Raw genomic sequence first — 18,157 nt, 5'->3', positions numbered from 1 at the left:
TTCCCTACATGTGGTTGTTAGACTCCACGTCAATTATGGAGGCAAAACATATGAGGTATGAATGAAGGGATACGCAAAGTGGAGCGCCCTCGTGCTGGTCGGCTTGCTCGGCTGCTCCGATTCGGTATCGAAGAAAGAACCTGTCGTTGTGAACCTGGGTGAGAACAATCCAATCGGAAATCCGAACAACCCGGACCCCAACAATCCGGACCCGGGAAACAACCCAGACCCCAACAATCCTGACCCTACGAACAACCCGGACCCGAATAATCCTGACAATAATCCGGATCCGAACAATTCTCCTGGCGCAGTGATTATCGACTTGAGGGCAGATACTAACCGTGACGGCGTACTTTCATGGGAAGATCTTACGGAGGATGTCGGCGAAGACCTTTTTGACAGCACATCTGGCGCCGTCTTTCTGCCGAATATCGACGACGATTCTGAACGGTGCTCAAGACAAGGAAATGATGCTTCCCTCGCAGCATGTAATGACGCGTCAGACCAGATGATCAATGGAGCGGAAGATCTTCTGGACCTCGCGCCGATCGGGCTAAAAGTGGTCGGTGAGATCCCCGATACCGCGACAGCCAGCCTGAGCGTTGATGCCGTTCAAAACGTGCGATTCTTTCGGCGAGACGAGGAAGGCATCTGGACCGCTTTTGACCCCAATGCAACCACGTTTGCAGCCGAGGAGCTTCGCACGGGACTCGAATTCCGTGTGGAAGGCCTCGACGTGATTCGATCGGTCAATGGCTGGGACGGTACGCTGAACATCACAGCGACGCTCAATGGCGTCCCGGAAGCCACCGAATCCACAGACGCCCTGCAGCTCAAGCAGGCACCGCTCGTGCTCAGGCATCATCTAGACCCAGTGCTCCAGATCTTTAGTTCTGAGCTCGGTATCGGCGGTGACGGCGCATTTACGTCCGACCTGAAAGCGGCGGTCGCAGGCATGGGACTTGAGCCCGGACAACATTACGAACTTCCTGTTCAAGACCAGTGGACCCAAGATTTCTTGGAGAGCGCATATTTGATGATGCCGGGCCAGGACGACCCTCAACTCATCCATGTCTACATCCGATCTGCCAATATTGAGATGGGCTTCAATGGAGGCCGTGAACTCCGTTCCGCTGGCCGCGTGGTCTACACCGTGTTCCGAGGTCCGAATCGCGCAGGTTTAACCCAGTTTACGAGCCAGCGATCGCTCGATTGGGACACACTCAATTCCTTCGGCAACACGGAAGTCATTCCGCCACACGACGGCTACCCACTTGGTCGAATAATTCGTGGCGAGGCGCCCGGAGATAAGGGCGATGCCCGAATGCTCGAGATGTTCAGTGCACAAGGCGTACAAAATCCTCTCTTCGTAGATACCGGCTGGCTCCTTGTGGCGCACATTGACGAAACCGTGAGCTTCATTAAGGACGAGAACGCGGCCATGGGCTGGGCGATGCTCGCCAACGACGCCACGTACGCGGTGCAAATGCTCGATACACTGGCCAACCAGGGCGGCGCGCAAATCGACATGTTCCAGGGCAAACGCTGGGTCTCAGATTTCGGCCAGGAATATAGCGCTGCGGTGAGTGTATCCGAGGTTCTCAACGACCCGGACATCATGGGTGCTTCAGCCGAGGCTGCGGTGGAAGTTGACGCTCAAGTCAATGCCATCAAATCGGCTTCTGGCCTTACCGATGCGGATATCATCTACATTCCGTTCACCCATATGACGCTTGGTGGAGCCTCGATCGCGCACCAACCAGGCATTGTGAACGGTATCGTAATGGACGACGAAAATTACTTTGCGCCTGACCCACACGGACCTCGTGTTGGCGGCGTTGACCTCTTGGTCCAAATCACCGAAGAGCGGCTCGCTGCTCGAGGGTTCACAGTTTCATGGGTCGAAGATTGGGACATGTATCACCGGCTTGCTGGCGAGATACATTGTGCGACAAATGTCACCCGAATGGCCCCTGAAACCACCCGCTGGTGGGAGGAAATTTAATGAGAATCAAACCAATTATTTTTGCACTCGCACTTGCCGGCTTTGGCTTCTCGGGGCTCGCTATGGCGCAAAATCCAGACGCTCCGGTTACAAGCTCTGCAGAGCTCAACGCCCTTACGAAGCAGATTGAAGGTGCTCGAAAGGCCCATGCAGCCGAGTTTGCTGCAGTCAAGCAGTTGCGCGAAGAAATGCCGGAGTTGGACGCTCGAAAACGCGGCAGGATCGCCCCTGTAGGGACAACTCTGGACCTCCTCGGGCCAAACGCCGTTTGGGCGCTGATGGACGACCTCATCCAAGACAAACCCTTCGCGAACCAGCGTCCTTCGGTGCGCCAGGGCTGGCGCATCGGCGTCTTACATGCCCTTGGCAGACTCAGAAATCCTATCGCTCGGCCGGTGCTTGAGCGTGTGGTGAGCCAGGAGTCTGACACTTGGGTTCTGAGGACAGCCGCTGAGGCGCTTGGAAAGCTCCAAGACCAAGAGGCCGCAGAGTTCCTCATCAAGGCTTCTGCCGGCGAAGGCGCGCGCGCTGAGGCTGTGCTCGAAGGCATGGCGCATTGCCGCCGTCTGGTCGTCACGGAGTATTTGGTAGGCAGGCTTGAGCAGGCCAAGGCTGATTCTGAAAAACGCGCGCTCGTCGAGTCTTTGCGCGACCATGGCAACGCGTGGGCGTGGAAGACTGATGTGGTGGCGGCTTCAGGTGAGGGCGAGCAAGTCCGCAACTTGAGTGCTGCTGCGTTGATTCGAACCTACGCGAAAGAGCCACAGCTCCAGAAAGAACTGCGCAAGGCCATCTTGATCGTAAATTCATCCGAAAGTGTTGCCTTGGTGCAGGCAGAGATTTCAAAGGCGGCACCTGCTGCCAAGGCTTCCCTGGAAGACCTCTTGAAAGCGTTGGCCTCCAATCCACTGCATAAACGCTAGCCTACGCCGAGAGGGCCGTCACGGTCAGGAAGCTCTCAAGGCTTGAAAGCGCCTGAACAGCACGCTTTGAGCCCGTGGCGGCCATATGCGCCTCCAGAATCATACGCAACTTGGGGAAATCGGCTTCCGCGACGGGCTCCACCGTCACGCTGTCGCGATTTACACGATCGGGGAACACGCCGTCTGGGTCCCAGACGAATGCCTGGCCGCCACTCATACCCGCGCCAAAATTCAAGCCGGTCTCGCCCAGCACCACCACCACACCGCCGGTCATGTACTCGCACCCATGGTCGCCACACCCTTCCACCACAGCAACGGCGCCGGAATTACGCACGGCAAACCTCTCACCTGCCCTTCCAGCCACAAAGAGTTCGCCCTTACTCGCGCCGTACAAACACGTGTTGCCGATCAAGACATCGTTTTCACGTGCCCCACTCGGGCGAATAGACACCCGCCCACCAGCGAGGCTCTTCGCGACCCCGTCTTGGGCCTCGCCCTCTAGCGAAATACTGATTCCCTGTGGCAAGAATGCACCTAAGCTTTGGCCTGCCTGCCCATAGAGCTCGATCTCAAGCAGCCCAGGTTCTAAGCCGAGATCGCCGTAACGCTTGGCCACTTCGCCCGCCATTCTTAAGCCCAAAGAACGGTCAGCATTGCTGACTTTATAGGTGCGCTTTTCGGCGCGCTTAGCCTCAACAGAATCCCTAAAATCCTCCCAGATCTTCTCGTCGGTCGTCGCTGCCGCAATATGCCAATCTTCCGTCTCCAATCGGCGAGCGGTGCCGACCGGAGGCTTGAGGATCGCATCGAGACTCACCCTTCTGGCACGCTCAGGCAGATTGGTCTTCTGCTTGAGCAACTCAACGTGCCCGATGATATCGGCCATGCGCCTTACGCCCATCTGAGCTAAAATCAGACGCACATTCTCCGCCAAGAAGTACATGAAGGCGATCACGTGGTCGGGTGTTCCCGGATATCTGGCGCGCAGGTCCTCTCGCTGCGTCGCGATCCCCACCGGGCAAGTATTGGCGTGGCATTGACGCGCCATCACACACCCTGCGGCCACCAGAGGCGCCGTTCCAAAGCCAAACTCTTCAGCCCCCATCATCGCCGCGATCACCACGTCTCTCCCGGTCTTTAGGCCACCGTCAACACGCAGTTTCACGCGCTTTCTAAGGCCATTCGCCACAAGGACTTGTTGAGCTTCGGTTAGACCCAGCTCCCACGGCAAGCCGGCGTGCTTGATACTTGCCAGGGGCGATGCACCAGTCCCGCCGTCGTGCCCCGAAATCTGGATCGCACGCGCCCCGCCTTTTGCTACGCCCGCAGCAATGGTTCCCACGCCTGCACACGAGACGAGCTTCACACAGATCGGCTTTTGCGAGACTTGTTTGAGGTCGTGAATCAGCTGCGCCAAGTCTTCGATGCTGTAGATATCGTGATGTGGCGGCGGTGAAATCAACATCACCCCTGGAACCGAGCCGCGCGTGGCGGCGATATCCGCCGTCACTTTATCGCCCGGAATCTGGCCACCTTCGCCCGGCTTGGAGCCTTGCGCCATCTTGATCTCGATCTCCTGTGCGCTCACGAGATAGCTTGGAGTGACGCCGAATCTTCCAGACGCCACTTGCTTGATCGCACTCGAGGCCACGTCGGTCGCATCAGGCTGCCACGCACCGAGCATTCGGCCTTCGGCCTTTGCCCCATACGGCCCAAATCGCGCGTGATCCTCTCCACCCTCACCCGAATTACTCTTCGCCCCGATGCGGTTCATGGCCACAGCAAGTGTCTCGTGCGTCTCCTTAGAAAGCGCGCCAAAGCTCATGGCCTGAGTGCAAAACCGCTTCACGATCTCGTCGGCCGACTCCACTTCGTCCAGAGGAATCGGGTTCGACTCCCACGTCAAAAGGTCGCGGAGCGCCATGGGCGGACGCTCATCGACGGCTCTTCGGTACTCCTCGAACGCGGCACTATCTTGCTCACGAACCGCCTTATGAAGGGGTTTGAACACGCTAGGATTAAACGCGTGGTACTCGCCGTCGCGCCGGAATCGATAGATACCTTGGTCCTTAAGGCGCGCATCTTCGCCCCATGCCTGTGCGTGAAATTCCAAAACATGTGCGGCGAGCTCCTCTAGACCCACGCCGCCAATTCGGGACGGCGTGCCTTTGAAGAGACTGTTCACAAGATCATCATTCAGGCCCAAAATCTCGAAGGTTTGGGCACCTCTGTAGCTCGCCATGGCCGAGATACCGAGCTTGGCCATAATCTTTTTGAGCCCCTTTTCAACCACAGCAATATAGGTCCCAACAGCATCGTTTTCGGGCATCAAACGCGACGCCACTTCAATGGCAGAGTCGATGGCCAGCCTCGGGTAGACCAGAAGTGCGCCAAACGAGAGAAGACAAGCAATATCGTGGTCTTCGAGCACATCACTCGCGTCGCAAACCACCGCGACTTTCATACGAAGGCCCAGCTCGATCAAACCAAAGTGAATCGCACCGTTGGCCAGCAGAATGGGCAAAGGAGCACGTTCGGCACTGACGTTTGCGTCGCTGAGTACCAAGATTTGCGAGCCAGCAGCGATCGCGTCCCGGGCCTCGTCCACAATCTTCTTGAGCCTCAACACCATCCCATCTGGCCCGGACGCAACAGGCCATGTGGTGTCCAGCACGTGCACGCCAAAATGCTCTTGTTCAAAGATCTGGCGAAACTCACGAGGCCCCAGAACTGGCGACTTGAACTCTACCAGCGCGGCATCAGGGTCATCGCCCCCGAGTATCGAGCCTACTGAGCCAAGTCGGGTGGTCAGAGACATCACCAGAGCTTCTCGAATCGGGTCGATGGGAGGGTTCGTGACCTGGGCAAAACTCTGTTTGAAGAACCTGTAGAGTCGCTGAGGGTTCTCCGAGAGCACGGCGAGAGGCGTGTCGTCGCCCATCGAACCGATAGGCTCGCGCTTCTCAAAGACGATCGGCTCGAGAATTCTCTCCGCGTGTTCACGACTCCATCCAAACGTCTTTTGGCGAGCGACAAGACTCGCCTCGGAGCCCGGTACGTCGAGGCTCTGGGGCTCCTTCAACTCTCGAAGATGAGACGAGACGAGGTCTTCCCACGCTCCCATTTGCTCGAGTTCATGTCGGATCTCGTGGTCTCTGAAGATGCGGCCGGTCGAGATATTGACCGAGAGCATTTGTCCCGGACCAAGCCTCCCCTTCTCTCGAATCTTCTCCTCCGGAACTTCCACCACACCGGCCTCGGACGCCACGATCACACGTTCGTCGGTAATCCAATAGCGAAGCGGCCTGAGCCCGTTTCGGTCAAGCGCCGCACCCACACTTCGGCCATTGGTAAACACAAGCGCGGCCGGCCCATCCCATGGCTCAAGCATGGCAGCGTGGTATCGGTAAAACGCCTTCATTGCGGCCGAGAGCGGCTTCGTTTCATAGGCTTCCGGAACCAATGCGCGGACCGCCAAGACTAAGTTATGCCCGACCAGATTCGGCCGTTTTCCTTGAGAGCCAACACTGAGCAACTCCAGCACATTATCGAGTGCCATCGAGTCGCTCCCTCTCGGTTGAATGACCGGCACCACGTCGTCGAGGGCTGACTCAAACGCGCCGGCGGTTTTGGGCTCGACGAGCCAGCCACGCTCCCTCGCGAGTTGACGGTTGATGTTTCCATGGACAGTGTTGATCTCGCCGTTATGCGCCAGATAGCGCAAGGGCTGCGCGAGATCCCAGCGCACCGCGGAATTCGTGCTGTAGCGTTGGTGAAAGAGCACCACCGCGGTTTGGTATTTAGGGTTCTGGAGATCGGGATAGTAGACCGAGAGTTGTGACGGTTTGACCAAGGCCTTGTAGACAACGGTCCGAGCCGACATCGAGACCACGCTGAATCCGTCAACGTCGGCCAGCGCCCGCTCTATACGGCGTCGAGCTAGGTAAAGGGGTTGCTCCAGATCCTTTCCGCCAATCACAATCTGGAGGAGACGCGGAGCGATTTTCCGCTCTCTTTCACCGAGCGCGTCGCGCAATACAGGAGGCTCTCGCGTCCCGAGCAATTCCAGGTCAAACGCACTCAATGCGTCTCGCACCGCTTGCAAGATTCGCGCGTCTTGGTTCGCTTCTGCAGGAAGAAAGACCTGCGCCAGCGCGCGTCCGCTAGCCGAAGTATTTACCGCCGCGGGCACATCGGCCTCGACCAAAGCCCACGGAATCTGAGTCATCACGCCAGCGCCATCGCCCGAAACTCCGTCTTCGTGGACTACGCCGCGGTGTTGGAGTTTTTCGAGCGCCACGAGTCCTTCTTTGAGTACCTGATGCGAAGCGCGACCTTCGATATCGCAGACAAACCCGATTCCACAGGCGTCTCGTTCTCGCTCCCAAATTGGCTCTGGACTCGTTTGACTCTCGCGCATTCATACTCCATGCGTTGGGCACACGCGCACATCTCAAACTCAGGCTGAGTTTGCGCCGCGGATGCGATGTGGTGGTAGCGAAATCGGAATCGACCCGGCGCGGCCCATAAAACTGGAGGGAGGCACGGACCGCGCCGGGGATCCGAAATGAAGGACCTGACACCTTCACGTGCATTAGAATGGGGAATTTCGAAGCTGGTGTCAATGGATTTTTGACGCAACGCGTTAATCACCCCAAATCCCTAGAACTGATGCGCCTCTGTGGAGTTATCAAGCGCGGTTGTGGAAGACTCGCCGCCTGATAACGCGAGCGTAACCGCGTCAAAATATCCGGTTCCCACTTCGCGCTGGTGCTTTACAGCGGTGTAGCCGTGTTCCACAGCCGCGAACTCGGCGTCCTGCAAGTCCGCATAAGCGCTCATGCCGCGGCCCACATAGTCGCGTGCAAGCTCAAACATCCCGTAGTTGAGCGCGTGGAATCCGGCCAGCGTAATGAACTGGAACTTATAGCCCATCTGGTTGAGCTCTTTTCGGAAATTCGCGATCGTCTCGTCGTCGAGGTGTTTGCGCCAGTTGAAGGACGGCGAGCAGTTATAGGCGAGCAGCTTGCCTGGGTGTTTGGCGTGGATAGCCTCGGCAAAGCGCCGCGCCTCGTCGAGGTCCGGCGTCGAAGTCTCGCACCAAATCAAGTCGGCGTACGGAGCATAGGCGAGCCCACGGGCAATCGCCTGCTCAATTCCACCGCGCACGTGGAAGAAGCCCTCGGGGGTGCGTTCACCGGTCGTGAATTCCTTGTCCCGTGGGTCGATATCGCTGGTCAGGAGATTCGCGCTATTCGCGTCCGTTCGAGCGATCAAAAGCGTTGGCACACCCATCACATCGGCAGCAAGACGCGCCGCATTCAAGGTCCTCACAAACTGCGACGTAGGAACCAAGACCTTGCCACCGAGGTGCCCACATTTCTTCTCACTGGAGAGCTGGTCCTCGAAGTGTACGCCGGCAGCGCCTGCCTCAATCATGCCTTTCATCAACTCAAAGGCGTTGAGCGGGCCACCAAAACCTGCCTCGGCATCGGCCACAATCGGCACCAACCAATCACGAGAAGCTCCACCCTCGACATGCTCGATCTGGTCGGCCCTGAGGAGCGCGTTATTGATGCGCTTGACCACATCGGGCACCGAACTTGCGGGATAGAGGCTTTGGTCGGGATACATCTGGCCTGCGTTATTTGCGTCGGCCGCAACCTGCCAACCACTGAGGTAAATGGCCTTCATTCCGGCTCGAACCTGCTGAACGGCCATATTTCCCGTGAGCGCTCCAAGTGCCGCTACCGGCTCTTCTTCGTGAAGAAGCTCCCAGAGTTTCTGAGCGCCGCGCGTTGCAAGGGTGTACTCAATCTTCACCGACCCCCTCAAACTCTTGACGGTTTCTTCGGTGTAGTTTCGTTGAATTCCTTCGAATCGGTCTTTCATGGTCTCTCCTTGCGGGAATTCCCGCGGGTATCTTCAGTCTTGAAGCATTTCGTAAGCTGGAAGGGTCAAAAACTCGACAAAGTCTTGGTGGAGGCAAAGGTCCCTAAAGAGTGAAATTGCTTCGGGAAAACGACCTTGTTCGTACGCGGAGTCGCCTACCTCCTCGTGAATGAGCGCCACCTGAGCTTTGAGTTCATTTTCAAAGAGCGCTTCATCGAGCACCACGCCTTCGATCTCAGCGCCGTGCCTGAGCCATTGCCAGACCTGTGTACGTGAAATCTCAGCCGTAGCGGCATCCTCCATCAGGTTGTAGATCGGCACGCACCCTTGTCCGCGAAGCCAAGCCTCGATGTAGCGAATACCCACGCGGATATTGAGCCTGAGGCCATCCGTAGTGCGAGTACCTTCCGGTATCTCTACCAACGCTTCGGCGCTTGGATTTACATCCGGGCGTTGGCGCTCGATCTGGTTTGCCGCCGGCATATGACGGTCGAATATCTCCATGGCGAGCGGCACGAGGCCTGGATGAGCGACCCAGGTGCCGTCGTGTCCGGCCTTGACCTCGCGCTCCTTGTCTGCGCGAACGCGCGCCATCGCTGCCTCATTGGCTTCGGGGTCGTTCTTGATCGGAATCTGTGCGGCCATTCCACCCATGGCATGTACGCCGCGCCGGTGACACGTCTTGATCACCAGCTCCGAGTAGGCCTTCATGAACGGTTGCGTCATGCCCACCTGAGCTCGGTCGGGCATCACGGCGGTTGGCCTGTTCCTAAAGCGTTTGATGAAGCTAAAGATATAGTCCCATCGCCCGCAATTCAGGCCCGCCGAATGTTCACGAAGCTCCCACAGAATCTCGTCCATCTCGAATGCGGCACTGATCGTCTCGATAAGTACGGTGGCCTTGATGGTGCCTCTTGGAATCTCGAGTGCGTCGGACGCGGCTACAAAGACGTCATTCCAAAGACGGGCCTCAAGGTGACTTTCAAGTTTTGGCAAATAGAAATAGGGGCCAGAGCCTCGGGCCAAGAGCTCCTTTGCGTTATGAAAGAAGAAGAGCCCAAAATCCACGAGGCTCGCCGGCGCCGGCTCACCATCCACCAAGATGTGTTCTTCTCGAAGATGCCACCCACGAGGGCGCACCATTAATACCGCTGGCTTCTCAACAAGTTTGTAGTGCTTACCCTTTTCATTTGTGAACTCAATGGTTCGACGCACGGCATCTCGAAGATTGACCTGGCCGGCGAGGGTGTTTTCCCATGTTGGCGCGTTTGAATCTTCGAAGTCTGCCATGAAGACTTTTGCGCCCGAATTGAGCGCGTTGATCACCATCTTGCGGTCCACAGGACCGGTGATTTCGACGCGTCTATCGAGTAGATCTTGCGGCAGCGGAGCGACCTTCCAATCGGCCTCGCGAATCTCTTTGGTTTGCTCGAGGAATCCGAACTCTGCTCCGTCATCTAGCCGTTCTTGGACCTTGGCTCGTTGAGCCAATATCTCACGGACGCGCGGTCTGAATTCGCGGACGAGCGCGGCGAGAAAACTGAGCGCATCGGGCGTCAAAATTTGGTCGACATAGGGGCTCGCGTTCGGGGTTTGTTTGACTTGTATTTCATTCACAATGAGCACTCCGGCTTTCGTTCACCTCCAATTGTCAACACGGAGAGGAACAAAGCAATCAAACCCCTGTAAAACCTCATGAAAACCGGTTCACACCTGTAAACAAAAAACTGTAAAGCTGTAAATCCTGTAAACACCAAACCCAAAAAAGCGACAAATCTTTGTCGCCCTCGGGAGGTTCCCGACCGCAATTTTCGGTGTTATTATCTCTTATTAGTTACCCCGATAATCAAAAATCAAAAGAGATGGTATGACTGGTCAAGCGCGATTCTTTTTGACTCTTCTCACCTTTTTGGTTTGTGCCACGAGCGCTCAAGCCAAAGGCCCTTATCCGACCCTCAGCGCACCCGCACAGGTCCAGAAGTCTGGAAGTGCGGATATCGCGGTCATCGTAGCAGTGGAGGACTACGTCTTCCTTCCCGATGTTGCTGGAGCTACGCAGAACGGTAATGATTGGGAGCGCTTTTTCGCGGACTCGTTGGGCATACCAACCGTGCACTATGTCTCGAACAGTCAGGCGACCAAGGAAGAATTGGAGCGATTCGCAATTCTGGCGTCCCAATCGGCTCAACCGGGCGGCACGGTTTGGTTTATCTTCATCGGGCACGGAGCACCGTCCAAAGACGGAAAGCAGGGGCTACTGGTGGGCTCAGACGCACGCCAAGACCCGAACAGTTTGTTCGCACGCGGAGTTCCTCAGCAGACGTTGCTCGACATCTTGCAGACCGGACCTCAAGCTCAAACCGTGCTCATCGTTGACGCATGTTTCTCCGGACGTGCCTCAGACGGTGCGGCGCTCGCCCCTGCACAACCGGTCATTCCAACCAAGATTACGCCCACGATTCAGAGCAATACCGTGGTCATTACGGCTGCCGAGGCGTCCGAGTTTGCGGGTTCGTTACCCGGAGAAAACCGACCAGCTTTCTCCTATCTCTTGCTCGGGGCGCTTCGTGGATGGGCCTCCGACGCCACCCAAACCGTCACCGCACAATCAGCCCAACGCTATGTGCAACGCGCGCTTCGAGGCATCCCTGGCCGAATGACCCAAACCCCATCCATCCACGGAAAGACAGACCTCGTCTTGACGCGGGGCGTGGCCGAGAAGGACCCGGGCATCTATGACCTCTTACGAGAACAGGCCAAATTCGGCCAGCCTATTCCCGTGCCAGGACCGTCTCCGATCGGCAATATTCCAAGCCTTCCTGACGTTTTGAACCCCGCTGGGGCCATCGGACTAAGCGTTGACGCAGAACTCCTGGTGATCCGCGATCAGGCACTCAGACTCGACTCGCAGGGTGAAACAGACCCCGACGCGGCGGCACAGGGATGGAAGCGAGTCGCCGAGGCAACGGGCAACAATCCGTTCAAGGAAGAAGCCGTAAAACGCTCCAAACTCTGGGAAGATTTCTCCAAGCAGAGACGAGACTTTGCCTCGCAAAAGACGTCCGACCTTGAGCGCCTCAAAAAGATTCTCCCGCTCGAGAGTGTGGATGAATCCAATAAAGCCCAACTCCTTGCGAACTATTCAAATCTATACGGCGAGACCGAAATGGTGGATTTGATCTCGTTCGTACAGCCAGACGCGGTGCGCCACAATTTATGCCGGCCGTATGTGACTGCAGGCAGCGTCCCTGTCACCTTCAACATGCCCAACGACCGAGACGGTGAGCCATTCCAAGGTCAGGTTGAGGTAGAAGGCAATGTCCTCGGGAGCGCCCCGGGCACCTACAATTTTGCGAAATGCGCGGATAAGATTCCGGTTCGCGTGACGGAAGTTTCTACAGGAAAAGTCTGGGAGGGAAGCGTTTCAGGCATCGGTGGAGGTAGCTCGCAAACCATTCAGGCAGAATACGAAGGCTTGATGCCCTACTCGTTCTGGCACGACTATATCTGGGCGGACGCACCAGGCGGTCCACTTCTGGGCGTATTCTACTCTCAGATGAACCTCCCAGGGGAATTCAACCGCCAATCACTCCAGGTTGTCCGAGGGAACGTCGAAATCAACTTCGGCGGCTACGGTGGCCACCTCTCGGCGTTCTTCGAGCCTTCGTACATCCTCGCGAGTGAGGAGCAGGAAAGCGCCTATTCGCTAGGTGGTGGCATCGGCCTTGGACGCCTGACCGCTGGGCGCTTCAGCCTCTCACCGCTTCGAGTTGGCTATCAGAAGTACTATGGCTCGGACATCGACGGTATGAGCGGCTACACGGGCCAGGCCGCGCTACGTTTTCACCTCGGCGGAGGTTTGCAACTGCGTGGAGACGGCAACCTCATCTGGGGCTCCAAAGACTTTAATGGCTCGGAATGGGAAGGACTCGCGTGGATGGTCGGCGGCGGGCTCGAGTACGGCACACCCGTGATTTACAACACCATCAGCAGTATTTTCGGGGATGGCAGCTCAGACTCGGAGTGGAGCGACTCAGAATGGGGCGAATGGTCAGAAGGCACCATGGCTATCGGCTATCAGTACATGTCAGGTTATCTGCCAAATCAAGACGCCGTGGGAAGCTTCATCTTCTCGTTGCGGTACGCGGACAGCTACGACGGGGGCATGGTCCTTGAGTTCAGCGGCGCACATGACTCGCTCGGTGGTATCGACTCTACAAATTTAGGCATGCGAATCTCGGGCATCTTCATGGGAGATGACGAGGACTTCTTCTACGGAATGGGATTGGCTGGCGGGTACAATACGGCTGCCGAGGGTGACTTCAACTACTACTTGCTGGGCGCCGACTTCGCACTCGGCTGGAGGATCTTCAGCCAAGTCTCGCTCAATGCGTATACAGCGCTCAACCTCTTCGCCCTCTTTGATATGGACGAAGAGACGGTCGCTGAAGACGGCTCTGGCAAAGTGACCTCCAAGACCACCACCATGAGCCCGGTCACCGCAAGCTTGCGTTGGACCACCCCATGGAGTGTATACTTGGAAGGCGGCGCGCGTGCTGACCTAGGCGGATCGCTGCCGATTTCAGGATTTGGTCACGTGGGCTATTTGACCACGATCGACTAGAGCGCCTCTTCGCGTCCGTACATCTGCTGACGCATCTCTTGAATCTCGGGGTTTTCCACGTACTCATCGAAGGTGATGTAGCGGTCGATTAGACCGGCTGGGGTGATCTCCATGATTCGGTTAGCGACCGTGTTGACGAGCTCGCGGTCGTGCGAGCTGAACACGATCACGTTGTCCTCGTGGAAATCGTTCATCGCGTTATTCAGCGCGGTGATGCTCTCGAGGTCGAGGTGGTTTGTAGGCTCGTCAAAGATCAGGACGTTGGCGCCCGTTTGCATCATGCGCGAGAGCATACAGCGCACGCGCTCTCCACCTGAAAGGACCTTGGCTGGCTTCTGTGAGTCCTCACCGCTAAAGAGCATGCGCCCGAGAAAGCCGCGCACGTATTCTTCCGACTGCTCCTTGGTGAACTGACGCAGCCAGTCCACGAGGTTCAAATTAACGCCCTTGAAGAATTCTTCGTTCTCTTTTGGGAAGTAGGCTTTGGTGATGGTCGTACCCCAATCTACTTCCCCCGAGTCGGGTTTAGAAATCTCGGCCATCACATCAAAGAGCGCGGATTTTGCGCGCCCGTCATGCCCCACAAAAGCGACACGGTCGCCGGGATGAAGCGTGAAATTAATGCCGTTGATGAGTTTCTCCCCATCCAAACTCACGTGAAGATCCTTGATGGCCGCAACCATCTTTCCGCAGTTTCTTTCCGACTTAAAAACGATGTGCGGGTATTTGCGTGTTGAGATCGGCAGGTCTTCAAGCGTTAATTTATCGAGTAGTTTGCGGCGCGACGTGGCTTGCTTGGCCTTCGACGCATTGCTGCTGAAACGCTGAATGAACGCCTTGAGGTCCTTGGCCTTGTCCGCAGATTTCTTGGCCTCGTCCCGGCGCTGCTGAAGCGCGAGCTGGCTTGCCTGGAACCAGAAATCGTAGTTACCGACGTAAACCTTGATACGCTTGAAATCGATATCCGCGATATGCGTGCAGACGTTGTTCAAGAAGTGGCGGTCGTGGCTGACTACGATGACCAACGCCTCCTGGCGCTGCAAGTAGTCTTCAAGCCACGAAATCGTGTGCACATCAAGGTTGTTGGTGGGCTCGTCCAAGAGCAGAATTTCTGGCTTTCCGAAGAGCGCGCGGGCGAGGAGCACGCGAACTTTGTCGCCGGCCTCGAGCTCACCCATCTTCTTGTAGTGTTGGTCTTGAGCCACACCTAGACCAGAAAGCAGCGTGGAGACTTCCGACTCACACTCGTAGCCGTTCATGTCCGCGAACTCCATCTCGAGCTCAGCTGCGCGCGCGCCGTCTTCTTCCGAGAAATCCGGCTTGGCGTAGAGGATTTCGCGCTCTTTGAAGACCTCGTAAAGCTTGGTGTGGCCCTGCAAAACGGTATCGATCACGTTTTGTTCGTCGAATTTGAACTGGTCCTGCTCAAGCTTGGAAAGTCGCAGATTTCCAGGAATGGAAATCGAACCCGCGCTCGCCTCGAGATCCCCGGCAAGAACCTTGAGAAACGTCGACTTTCCCGCGCCGTTTGCGCCGATCAGACCATAACAATTGCCGGGCACGAACTTGACGTTCACATCCTCAAAAAGAGGAGACCCACCGAAATTTACCATCACACCAGACGTTGTAATCACGCTCTACCTCCGCGTTTTCGCACGCGGGCTATCACGGCCTTAGTGTTGGGTCAACTCCCCACCCGTCTGCTGCGACTTAGAGAAACGAGCCCTCAAACGAAAACGCAACGCCAAGATAGGGCAGCCACTGCGGCGTGTCATATCCTGTGCGGTTGGTGTGAACGAGGTACCAGTTAGCCAGGAAAATCAGGTTCATGGCATCTACGGTTTCACCCTCGGCGTCGCGAACTTTCCAGACAATCAGCGGCCCCACTCTGTGCGTTGGGCCATTGGGATCCGAGGCTGCCAAATCCTGAGAGAACTGCGCCACCATCGCGGTATGGCGAATACCGACTACCACCCGCTCTTCAACCCAGAGGAGGTCAGCATCACTGACGTAAATCCAGTTTCCAGACTCCAGGATATGGTCGAAATAGGGCGAGTAGAAGACGCGTTTGTTGGTGGCGAGATCGAGGGTCATCGTGGCAGCTTGCAAGTGCGCACGGGCCGCAACTTTGCCGAACTTCGCCTGAAGCAGGGCGCTCCCTGTAAAGCGCATGCCCACCGTGGCCGCATGGTCCTCATTTCTGGCGAGTGCGGAGTCCGAAAAGTCTACCTCGAGATCTTCAAAGCTCTGGACGTGGTCAAAGTTTCCAAAGTAGCCCAGACCCTCAATCCTCGCCCGCAGCCGCAAAATCGAAAGAGGCTGAAGCTGGAGTTGTGCACCCACGATCGAGTAGGCTGGAGTCGAAGCCACGATAGCCGAAGCATCCACAAAATTCGAGGCAAAGAGGGGATTCTCGCTTTCGTAAAGCTCGTGGCTAGCCGTAAAGGTGCCGATCTGAATCAGGCCTAAAGGGTTGACAGACACCCCCGTAAAGGACTCCCACCGCAAGTCTTGTGCACTCGCCTCGCTCCTGGCGCTGAAGAAAACTGCCAATACGACTACGGCGCTGAGATTTCTGGCTTTCGGCATCAACTTCACGAGGTGATTTCCTATTCTGAAAACCTCTTTTAGCAACACATCCGAGTTTTGTCCGAAACTAAGTTCTCCCAAGAAATTTAAAGTTTTTTCGCAACACTTTCGAATTTTGTCCGAAAATAAGAATACGGGCCCAAGTTTTGGGCGCCGTAACTTTGATTACAACCAACTAAACCCGATTAAGGGGGATAGAATGATAAAGCTAACGCCCAAAATGGCGAAGCCGCACGAGGCATGGTGCCTCAACATCGCATTGCAGGTGTGCGGCGAAGTCAGAAAACACGAATCCTTTCGCCAACACCGGACAGTGGACGCGATACTCCATATGCCGAATCCAGTGGCCCATTGGGGACCATTGGCAGGTCTTTTGTGCAGACGAGACGTACTGGTTGAGCATTTTTCGAACTCAGTGAGTTTGTCCGATTTAGGATCCTGTCGCGAGAAGATCGGCTATGCGTCGTACCGGTACTTCACAACACGGATAAAGAATCGGACAGAGCTCCACCCATCCATGGTGATCCTGTCTCATCGCACGCCCGAACGCGTGCTCAAGGAGCCCAATATGTTCGAACCAACTCCACACAAAGGTATTTGGAGGTGGGGATCGGTGGAATGCGGCCCTATCTTCATCGTCGCAACCACGGCTCTGGAGGATACCCCTGAGTTTGAGTGGATGAAGATGACCACTCGCCTGCCCCAAACTCCAGGAGAGTTTGATAAGGCGGCGAGATTGATAAGTGAAAACATAAACGATAAAATAAAACCCGAAGATTTGGAGAAGACCATGTTTGATTTCATGTATGTAGATGGGGTGAACGTTCTAACGTACGCCGAAGAGCAAAAGAAGGCCGCCGAAGAGCAAAAGAAGGCCGCCGAAGAGCAAAAGAAGGCCGCCGAAGAGCAAAAGAAGGCTGCCGAAGAGCAAAGGAGGTTTGCGGAAGAGGTTTTTCGCGAACTTCAAGAGGCGAGGAGAGAAATCAAGGCCCTCAAAGCTGAACTGAAGGGTACCGCCGAATCCGACGATTGACACATCGTCGGCGTTGAGTGTTAGCTTCCCGCCGCTATGGAAGTACCAAAACCCATCAAATCTCTGCAGTACGAAGCCATGCGACGTACTTTGGTTCTGCCTCCTCGGGTGTCCCAACGAATGTTCGGGGCACCACCGGTCAATGACCGCGGCACGGCGCTCGACACACAAGCCCACACACTACTTTCACTAATCAAGGCCACTAAGCAGCCTGAGCTCCATACGCTCACGGTTCGACGGGCGCGCGAAGTCTACGACGAGGCGACGCAAACCATGGACCTCAAAGCTCCGTGGGAGGTGAAGACCTATCACGGCTTTGTTCCGGGCAAACGACCCGTCCTTTACGAAGTGTATCGGCCACATCATGTGAAGTCGCGCAATGCTCCGGGCATTTTATTCTTTCACGGAGGTGGCTTCGTGATTGGCAGTGCCAGGGGGCACGCGGCCATCGCCAAGTACATCGCGCACCAGACTGACTCGGTCGTCTTCAACGTGGACTATTCGCTTGCACCTGAGAACCCGTTTCCGTGCGGAATCGAGGATTGTGTGGCGGCGTTTAATCACGTTGTGAACCAGCACCATAGTTTTGGGGTAGACCCGAAAAGGCTCATGGTTCTTGGGGATTCGGCGGGTGCAACGCTTTCCATCAACGTCTCGCAGGCACAAGTCGAGGCTGGGCGCCAAACCCCGTATAAACAGATTCTCTTCTTCCCGACCACAGATGCAGGACCCTATGCCTCGCGTGAGCTGTTTGGCGAGGGCTTCTTCTTGAGCCACGAGCTAATCAACTGGTTTTCGAACACGTATCTCGGCGCCTCCAAGTTTGAGATTGCCAACGACCCGCGAGCACTTCCGCGACGTTTCAAACGCAAGTCCGAGCTTCCGAGTACCTACATTGTAACGTGCGGCTTCGACCCGTTGCGAGATGAAGGCGAGGCCTATGTCAAGGACCTCGTCAAGGCTGGCGTGGACGTTCACCATCACGACGCCGCCGACATCATCCACGGCTTCATCACCATGGGCGGCGTGCTAAACTCCGCAAAAACCTACATTGATCGGGCGTTGGAGCACGCGACGAGCGACCTCTAGCC

10 protein-coding genes are annotated in these 18,157 nt (G+C 56.3%); 5 read left to right on the top strand and 5 right to left on the bottom strand.

From position 1 onward, the window contains the following. Positions 1-61: 61 nt before the first annotated feature. On the top strand, positions 62-2,005 hold the full coding sequence (locus FRD01_RS18110) for a protein-arginine deiminase family protein (protein ID WP_146962150.1): 1,944 nt from the start codon (positions 62-64) through the stop codon (positions 2,003-2,005). Continuing rightward, entirely contained in the window at positions 2,005-2,928 is a 924-nt protein-coding gene (locus tag FRD01_RS18105; protein ID WP_146962148.1) for a HEAT repeat domain-containing protein, read from the top strand. Before FRD01_RS18110 ends, FRD01_RS18105 begins: the two co-directional genes overlap by 1 nt. A gap of 1 nt (position 2,929) precedes the next feature. On the opposite strand, the gene gltB is transcribed toward FRD01_RS18105, so the two are convergent. The 3 genes from gltB to aceB form a co-directional block, all read right to left on the bottom strand. Then, positions 2,930-7,348 (bottom strand): glutamate synthase large subunit, encoded by a 4,419-nt coding sequence (gene gltB, locus FRD01_RS18100; RefSeq protein ID WP_146962146.1) that lies wholly within the window; start codon positions 7,346-7,348, stop codon positions 2,930-2,932. A 242-nt stretch (positions 7,349-7,590) separates the two neighbouring features. Continuing rightward, a complete protein-coding gene (gene aceA / locus FRD01_RS18095) occupies positions 7,591-8,820 on the bottom strand; it encodes an isocitrate lyase (protein WP_146962144.1) in 1,230 nt (409 codons plus the stop codon). 33 nt (positions 8,821-8,853) lie between these two features. Further along, positions 8,854-10,437, bottom strand: a complete 1,584-nt coding sequence (gene aceB / locus FRD01_RS18090) for a malate synthase A (protein ID WP_249755724.1) — start codon at positions 10,435-10,437, stop codon at positions 8,854-8,856. 250 nt (positions 10,438-10,687) lie between these two features. Between aceB and FRD01_RS18085 the strand changes: the two genes are divergently transcribed. Then, positions 10,688-13,444, top strand: a complete 2,757-nt coding sequence (locus FRD01_RS18085; protein WP_146962140.1) for a caspase family protein — start codon at positions 10,688-10,690, stop codon at positions 13,442-13,444. Here the strand turns inward: FRD01_RS18085 and FRD01_RS18080 are convergent. Further along, positions 13,441-15,078 carry an ABC-F family ATP-binding cassette domain-containing protein gene (locus FRD01_RS18080; RefSeq protein WP_146962138.1) on the bottom strand — a complete coding sequence of 546 codons (1,638 nt, stop codon included), beginning with the start codon at positions 15,076-15,078 and terminating at the stop codon, positions 13,441-13,443. The two genes, FRD01_RS18085 and FRD01_RS18080, sit on opposite strands and share 4 nt — an antisense overlap. 76 nt (positions 15,079-15,154) lie before the next feature. Further along, the gene (locus FRD01_RS18075) at positions 15,155-16,042 is read right to left on the bottom strand and encodes a hypothetical protein (RefSeq protein WP_146962137.1); all 888 of its coding nucleotides are present in this window, start codon (positions 16,040-16,042) and stop codon (positions 15,155-15,157) included. Between the two features lie 190 nt (positions 16,043-16,232). Here FRD01_RS18075 and FRD01_RS18070 point away from each other — a divergent pair, with 190 nt between their 5' ends. Both FRD01_RS18070 and FRD01_RS18065 read left to right on the top strand, forming a co-directional pair. Further along, positions 16,233-17,066 (top strand): hypothetical protein, encoded by an 834-nt coding sequence (locus tag FRD01_RS18070; protein WP_146962135.1) that lies wholly within the window; start codon positions 16,233-16,235, stop codon positions 17,064-17,066. Positions 17,067-17,144: 78 nt separating this feature from the next. Continuing rightward, complete coding sequence (locus FRD01_RS18065) at positions 17,145-18,155, top strand: alpha/beta hydrolase (protein ID WP_249755723.1); 1,011 nt, start codon at positions 17,145-17,147, stop codon at positions 18,153-18,155. Positions 18,156-18,157: the final 2 nt, after the last annotated feature.

The sequence above is a fragment of the Microvenator marinus genome (assembly GCF_007993755.1).
In the GTDB taxonomy this organism is placed as follows: domain Bacteria; phylum Myxococcota_A; class Bradymonadia; order Bradymonadales; family Bradymonadaceae; genus Allomicrovenator; species Allomicrovenator marinus.
Note: the sequence above shows the minus strand (reverse complement) of the source record. Positions and strands in the feature narration are given on the sequence as shown.